This window comes from Brasilonema sp. UFV-L1, assembly GCF_012912105.1.
In the GTDB taxonomy this organism is placed as follows: domain Bacteria; phylum Cyanobacteriota; class Cyanobacteriia; order Cyanobacteriales; family Nostocaceae; genus Brasilonema.
Genome location: NZ_QMEA01000226.1, coordinates 1 through 6,987 on the forward strand (window position 1 = coordinate 1; position 6,987 = coordinate 6,987).

The 6,987-nt window shown below is 40.4% G+C and carries 7 protein-coding genes; 1 reads left to right on the forward strand and 6 read right to left on the reverse strand.

All coding sequences use genetic code 11. The features are described 5' to 3' along the window. Positions 1-37: 37 nt before the first annotated feature. The 4 genes from DP117_RS32900 to DP117_RS32915 form a co-directional block, all read right to left on the reverse strand. Positions 38-1,426 (reverse strand): hypothetical protein, encoded by a 1,389-nt coding sequence (locus DP117_RS32900; protein ID WP_169222366.1) that lies wholly within the window; start codon positions 1,424-1,426, stop codon positions 38-40. A gap of 294 nt (positions 1,427-1,720) precedes the next feature. Continuing rightward, a complete protein-coding gene (locus DP117_RS32905; protein ID WP_169222367.1) occupies positions 1,721-2,767 on the reverse strand; it encodes a hypothetical protein in 1,047 nt (348 codons plus the stop codon). A gap of 357 nt (positions 2,768-3,124) precedes the next feature. Next, positions 3,125-3,727: a terminase small subunit gene (locus DP117_RS32910; protein WP_169222368.1), complete on the reverse strand. Its 603-nt coding sequence runs from the start codon at positions 3,725-3,727 to the stop codon at positions 3,125-3,127. Positions 3,728-4,034: 307 nt separating this feature from the next. After that, positions 4,035-4,484, reverse strand: a complete 450-nt coding sequence (locus tag DP117_RS32915) for a hypothetical protein (RefSeq protein WP_169222369.1) — start codon at positions 4,482-4,484, stop codon at positions 4,035-4,037. A gap of 88 nt (positions 4,485-4,572) precedes the next feature. Here DP117_RS32915 and DP117_RS32920 point away from each other — a divergent pair, with 88 nt between their 5' ends. After that, positions 4,573-4,923, forward strand: a complete 351-nt coding sequence (locus DP117_RS32920; protein WP_169222370.1) for a four helix bundle protein — start codon at positions 4,573-4,575, stop codon at positions 4,921-4,923. Between the two features lie 101 nt (positions 4,924-5,024). Here DP117_RS32920 and DP117_RS32925 read toward each other — a convergent pair whose 3' ends face one another. Both DP117_RS32925 and DP117_RS32930 read right to left on the reverse strand, forming a co-directional pair. Beyond that, positions 5,025-6,146, reverse strand: coding sequence for a hypothetical protein (locus DP117_RS32925; protein ID WP_169222371.1), 1,122 nt, complete (start codon positions 6,144-6,146; stop codon positions 5,025-5,027). Between the two features lie 410 nt (positions 6,147-6,556). Then, a complete protein-coding gene (locus tag DP117_RS32930; protein WP_169222372.1) occupies positions 6,557-6,871 on the reverse strand; it encodes a hypothetical protein in 315 nt (104 codons plus the stop codon). Between the last annotated feature and the right edge of the window lie 116 nt (positions 6,872-6,987).

Genomic DNA, 6,987 nt, shown 5'->3' on the forward strand with positions numbered 1-6,987 from the left:
GCTTGCGAATAATGCTTACTTTACCTGACTTTGGGGCTTAACTGAACCGTATTGAAATATAATCCTCCTGTTCTCCTAAAGGAGCGATCGCCACTTCCCCCTTCCGTAACAACTCACGAAACTGCCAGTACAACTCAGCCTTACGGTTAACAAACTGTTCAGAATTCTCCGCAACACCACCAAAACGACAAGCAGTAGCCATATAGCCATTGCTCACCAACGCAGCCAAAGAACCAGCACCAACACCCGTATTATCAACAGCAATGCACGAGTCTCCACCAAGCGATCGCATCTTCTCCATAGCAATCCGCGCTGCTCTTTCAGTATCCAGCAAATCACCCTGAGTCGAGTATATCAGCACCTCATACAGCACAGGTCCACGCCACACCGCTAAAGCATGATTATCTTGTCCATCACCAACATCAAGCCCCAATCGCCAAGGATATTGTTTAGCAAGTGCTTCCCAGTAATCAACATCAGCATCATATCGCGCACGAGCTTCAAACAACCAAGACTTAGGAATAATACCATCAGAATCATCAACAGGAAATTGCGCCTCTACACGAGTCTGCCAAAAAGCAGAGTTCTCACCATAATTCGTTCTCGCCTCCTCAATCCAGCGCACAGAAACAGCACCCGGAATTTTAGAACGATACTCGCTTAACCATTCCTCCTCCGGTTTCACTTCCCCATTCTTATCAAGAATCCACCCCTGAACCTCTTTCTTCAAACGATGAATATTATCCTCACATAACTCATACGCCCAAGATACATTAGGATGCGACCATGAAGGAATACGAATAGCAGAACGTAAACAAGCACGATGAAACGCCGTGTTATTTCTGATAGGATTTCCCACCCTTAATAACCTATTCTCCGCAGAAGTCACACACGCTTGAGCACCCGCGTCAATCTCCTCCGAAACCCCACTCGACTCATCAATCACAATCAACAAGCTACGTTCATGTAATCCTTGAAACGAATCCGATGAAGTGTGTCTTGAAGTAAAACCAATCGCCCTTGCATTACCAGGTAAACGTATAAAAGTCTCACCCCTTTCACCACCAATCTTCTCCCTATGGCGGTCATAAATCTTCCTCAACTCTCCCCATAATATCTGATGAACCTGCCTTTTCGTTGGAGCCGTAGAAATAGCAAAAGCCCCTTCCCCCTTACAACAAACCCACCATAAAACAATTCTCGCGCTCAGATGCGACTTCCCAACCGAATGACTCGCCTGGACATTTGTCTCTCTATTACAAACAACCGAATTAGCGATACACTTTTGTTCATCAGTTAAACTTTCTCCTAACTCCTTCTCAATAAAACCAACAGGGTCAAAAGCATATTTAGAAAAGTCAACACGACTCGTCAAATAAACTTCTTGATAAACAGATGCAGATTTTTTTAATGCTTTTAATCCCATTGTTTTATAACAAATGATAATGGTTGATTAAAAAAAGAATTCAGAAGTCAGAATCACTTCTGTTGGGGATTTAGACCCCAACCGATTGTAGACACCGTGTAGACGGTGGAGATTTAGACCCCATACTCATCCGCCAGGAGCTACAAATTCATTCTGACTTCTGGCAACTGACACCTTCGTTCTTCTGTTAAGTTTTCTTCAAAAACTGGGAATAAGTCGCTCAATACTTTAAGCCCGTTTGTTCCCAAGGTTTTTTCAATATATTCCGTAACTATAACTATCAATTCTTGCATATTATTTGAATGAAAGCACTTGATCTAGTTTGGTGAATACCTCATCAATATTATCAACTTTTAATAAATGCTTGCTTAATATCAAATGTTTGAATTCAGTTCTAAGTGCTTTTAATGTTTCTAAGTCGTTTCTTGTCGAGAAATGTTTGTATGCTTCGTCGATTTGCTCATTGATCTGAACTTCATCTAGGCAATACACTTCTTTAATGTTTTCGTCTTTATTTATATTTTGCTTAAGACAATATAAATCGAGTAAGTTAGAAACAGTTTCTGTAGAACTCTTAATTACGAAGGTGCTTTTCCCCTTTTGTGTTAATATCTCTTCATCAGCACATGCCCTGGCCTCATTTACTAAAAACCTCACATATTCTTTTTCTGTTAAGATAGTTTGACCAAATACTTCTTTTCTATTGTATCTCCTGATCATTCGAGAAATTCTAGTTGCCCACTCCCCGTAAACATAGATTGTTGCATCATATAATTTATAGTCATCTCCATAGAAGTACACCATTGTACCGTCAATAACATAAAGACTATTTGCTTTCGGGATGAAGAAACTATAAATTCTGTTTGTTTCTAATTCATAATAGAGTTCTTTACTCCCAGGTGCGTGACTAAATGGACATTCTTCACTTAGAAGAGTGAATTTTCTTCCAAACCACTCGACAACTTGCTCTGGTACTAAATATTTTTTATAACCTTCGTCATTTCTTATGTTTTTTGATAGGTCATACCTTGGACAAAACCAACCTGTCTCAGATTTGATACTTTTTAGTGCTAATGATAAATCATCTAGGAAGAACCTTTCTGCATATGTTTTAGAATTTAAATTATTCTTATTGATCCAATAGTCGAAAGGAAGATAAACTAAATCCATTTCTAACAGGTCTGGAGCTGTTTCTGTAAAAATTTTGCAAAATCTAGACTTTCCACTTGCAACAGGTCCTGCAATACCTATCATTAAACTTTTACCTGGTGCCTCTCTATGTTTGTTCAACAGTAGTTTATCAAGTTGAGATAAACCTTCGTTAATTGTTAGTGGTTTCATAAGACTCCTTTATACTGTTTTACATGAGTTAACATAGGACTATTTAATAACATGCTATAGCCAAATTTATTCCATTTCTGTGAAAGATTCGCATCATTAAACAATAGACCTCCGACGATAATATAATCAGTTAAGTTTTATAGCATATCGAATGTATATATATTCACTCCTCCATCAATGCCAACTTCAATATTTTTATTTAGTAAAGCGAGTTCTTTTTTAACCCGTCTTATTGAATGTATAGCATTTTCGCTAGTAAAAAATTTTTCACCTGCATAATCCGTAATCACTGTTTTAGTACAAGAATACCATAAGTTTGTAAATCGATTAGGATTGCTATAAAAACTCCCACTCCGCCTAGCTCTCAAATGTTTTCATCCCCGGAGGCAAAGTCCTTAAACTATCTTCAATTTGACGAATCCCTTCACTAATTATCAGAGCTTGTTCAGACGTAGCAACACCTTCTGTTAATAGCAACTGCACAGCATCAAGCAAAGGAACCTCCTTCGGATAAAGCTTAAATTTCCTCATCAACTTTTCCAAAGCAGCCAACTTATCATGCATAGTAATTTGAGTAACAACAGTGCGTTTCCCCTTCACTTCCGTTTCAGTCACAGTAATACTCCTCACCGCAGATTTCGCATGACTACTCCACTCTCGCGAAGGTTTTATTTTTAAATTCGTTCCATCATACTCAATCACATCAGTAATTTTAGTAAAAGCAATTTTAACTACCTCAGCAATAATACTGAACTCTGACAGATTAGCTATTTCCCCCAAATATGCTTGAATCCTATCATTTGCTAGCAATCGTGCCGCATTAGCACCAGCAGCATCAGAACTGTTCACTTTATACCCGGCTCTAAGATATGCACGAGTTGCATTTAAATCCTTGACAAACTCCTGACAAAACTTAATCTGCAAATCGGTCAACCCATGCGGATTACCTTTCTTCGACATATCGATAATATAATATAATTCAATTTATATTGCCTATTTTAACTTTAGACGTTGCACAATTTCATTGATGAAAAGCACTTTGCGTTTTACGCACACACCTAAATATCAAATTACGGCTCAATTACCTCATTCAATCCCCTCTCCTTAATAAGGAGAGGGGTGCCCGTCAGGGCGGGGTGAGGTTGATACGTATGAACGTAACGCGCGTATAAATACTAAAGTTTTCTTTGCAACGCCCACTTTGCAAAAGCGGAGGAAACTCTTCATCCCGCAAATATGCAACGCCTAACTGTGTGACTCGCACACCTCAATCAAACAACAAATAAGCTTGCAAATCTTCCCACTTACCACGAGGCAAAGGAACGCGATCGCTCAAATCTTGCAAGCCCTCAAACACCTTCTTATCCCGTTCAGTCACAAGCTTCAAAGCAGTCGCAGTACCAACGCCAGGAAGCTTAGAGAACTCATCAACACTCGCCTTATTAACATACAACCGCTCATTCACCAACACAGGAGATTGCCCAAAAGCAGCAGGAGTCACAGCAACATCAGAAGAAGTCACCACCACCTCCTGCACAGAAGCAGCATCTTTATAAGTCATAAGAGGAGCAACAACCACTTCTTTATCCTGGCTCACAATCCCCTCAACCAACAAAGCAGCAGGAAGCTCACCAGGCTGATACTCACGAGGGTGATAAAAATCAGTACCATAAGGCACATGAGCAAGAAGACGCACAGGTTTCATTGGATCAATCATATAAATCTCCTAACGTAGAAGGCAGAGGGCAGAAGGCAGAAGGCAGAAGAGTTATAATCCAATTCTTCAAACATTCGACTTCAAACTTATGAGCTATAAAAATCAATTTGTCTGGAAAAGAGCTGTACAGCTTTCTGTTAATTGCTACCAAATTACTAAGCGCTTTCCTCAATCAGAGCTTTATGGCTTAACAAATCAGATTCGCCGTTCGTCAGTTTCCGTAGCTTCAAATATAGCTGAAGGCTATGGTAGACGTTCTAAACAAGAATATATACAGTTTTTACATATTGCTCTAGGTTCCTTAAGAGAACTCGACACTCAATTAATCATCGCTAAAGAAGTAGAATTAACAGATAAAACTCTCTTTCAACCAATCATGAACGAAGTTGAAGAGATGCAGAGCATACTAGTTGCTACTCTAAACAAACTCAAAGAGTAAGTAGAAAGGCGCAAATAAACAGAAGTATGTAACAAAAAGTAAAGTTAGCTAAAACCCTCTTCCCTTCTGCCTTCTGCCCTCTGCCTTCTGCCTTTCTTCCCTCACTTCACCTTCCTTGCAGCTAACAACTTGGGCTGAGGAACAAAAGGAAACATCCGCGCCACAGCATAAGAACGAGACTCAGGCGGAGAAGACTTCAGGACTTCATCAACCTTTACAAACACCCCAGGCTTACCCTTACCTTCTATCGTGGGACCAAACAGCCGCTGACCCATCCCATCAGTCAGAAAAGCGTAGGTGTGAGAAGGGAGATAACGACCCCTTACTGTTTGCCCCGGTGCAAACTCAATTTCATATTGAGCATCATAAATCCTAATTTTCGGAAACTTTAATCGTTCCGCAATCCTATTAAGAATGACCTCATCAACAATTGCTTGAACCGTAGTCCCAGGAACAGCAGAAATCAGCCCAAGAGCAAGAGCATGGTCACGAGTTGACGCTTGACTCATCAAATCATCAGCCAACTCTTGAGGCATAACTGTTTCATCTGGATAGAAACCATTTAAATTATAAAAAGCCCTGGCGTGTTCTCGCAAATCACGCACACCATTAGCATTCTCATAATCAGTCCAAACAGCATTTCCAGTCAAAGGAGCAGGAAATAACTCAGGATAAGTCTGATATCGCAGCCTAATCGCAGCATTCGAGCGAGTATCAGTATAATCCACAAACCCCTGAGTCACACACTGCCAAGTCAACACATTCGCAGTTTTATAAACACGAGGTTGCAAGCTATCAACACCTCGAATCAGCATATCAACAAAATTCTTAGGCATCCCTTGCATTTTGGACAATTCCATCATGCGAATCTCATCTTCCTCACCAAAAATGTGAGAAATCGCAATCTTACCCATCTGTCCTTCAATCTTCAACAGACGCCCCATACGAGTTTGAGGAATTTCTTGCCCAGTCGCAATAACAGATGCGATCGCCTTATTCTGCTCAAACAAGTATTCCAGCACCCGAAAATCATCACTACTAACAACGGGAAAGTACTGGTCCATCATCCCATACTGGTCCAACAACTTCGGGTCAGGACGCTTCCCCTCACGCTTCAAAAAGTCCTCTTTATTTGGGTCAACCAAAAAAGCGTGCGTATTATCAACAATGGCATCTAACTTCGTCTTTACTCTAGAAGAATTCAAAAACTTAGCAATAGACATCTTTCAATATTCTCCTAACACCAACTCAAACTAACAGTTATCAGTTATCAGTTATCAGTTACCAGTTATCAGTTATCAATTTGAAGAAGAAGTCAAAATACAGCAATTCTTGATTCACAAGAAAGAAATAAAGAATTTAGTCTTCTGACCGGAGGCGGAGCTTTCCTTGCTCCGCTCCTGACTCCTGATATCATGTCCGGCAAAATACTTGTGATATGTCATTGCGAGTGGAACGGAGTGAAACGAAGCAATCGCAAGAGTCTGGGATTGCTTCACTCCGCTATCGCTGCGTTCGCTGCGGACAACTATTTAAGCGGACATGATATGACTCCTGACTCCTGAATTCTTCCCTGTTCCCTGTTCCCTGTTCCCTGTTCCCTGTTCCCTGTTCCCTGTTCCCTGTTCACTGTTCACTGTTTACTGTCATAAACAGGCATAAACGACAGTCCTGGCAACTGCTGTACAATTGCCCCATCCAGATAAGGTAATGATTTTGTAAAAATTGGAGCTTTATTATAAGCAGCAATTGACCTAGTATGATTAACACCGTCATCATCAGTCAGCAGATATTCATTAGCAATCACACCCAAAGGAACATCAGTAATCGTCCCAATCTTTGCACCTATAGATTGATTTCCATTACCAGCAGCGGGAATGATAGTCACAACACCGACAGGCGCTTGTACTTCAATATCCAAACTTCCTACAGTGCTAGCAGTCCCCATAAGCACATTTCCCTTAACTTCAAACACCTCACCTGCAAGAGTGTGAACAAAGGTAAGAGTAGAATGGCACTAAGAAAAGCTGAAAGACTTGTAGTTTAAGCAGTTTGCAATTGCTT

Coding starts and splice junctions, on each gene's coding strand:
- DP117_RS32900 (WP_169222366.1), bottom strand. CDS start 1,426: ATGGGATTAAAAGCATTAAAAAAATCTGCATCTGTTTATCAAGAAGTT.
- DP117_RS32905 (WP_169222367.1), bottom strand. CDS start 2,767: ATGAAACCACTAACAATTAACGAAGGTTTATCTCAACTTGATAAACTA.
- DP117_RS32910 (WP_169222368.1), bottom strand. CDS start 3,727: ATGTCGAAGAAAGGTAATCCGCATGGGTTGACCGATTTGCAGATTAAG.
- DP117_RS32915 (WP_169222369.1), bottom strand. CDS start 4,484: ATGATTGATCCAATGAAACCTGTGCGTCTTCTTGCTCATGTGCCTTAT.
- DP117_RS32920 (WP_169222370.1), top strand. CDS start 4,573: ATGAGCTATAAAAATCAATTTGTCTGGAAAAGAGCTGTACAGCTTTCT.
- DP117_RS32925 (WP_169222371.1), bottom strand. CDS start 6,146: ATGTCTATTGCTAAGTTTTTGAATTCTTCTAGAGTAAAGACGAAGTTA.
- DP117_RS32930 (WP_169222372.1), bottom strand. CDS start 6,871: ATGGGGACTGCTAGCACTGTAGGAAGTTTGGATATTGAAGTACAAGCG.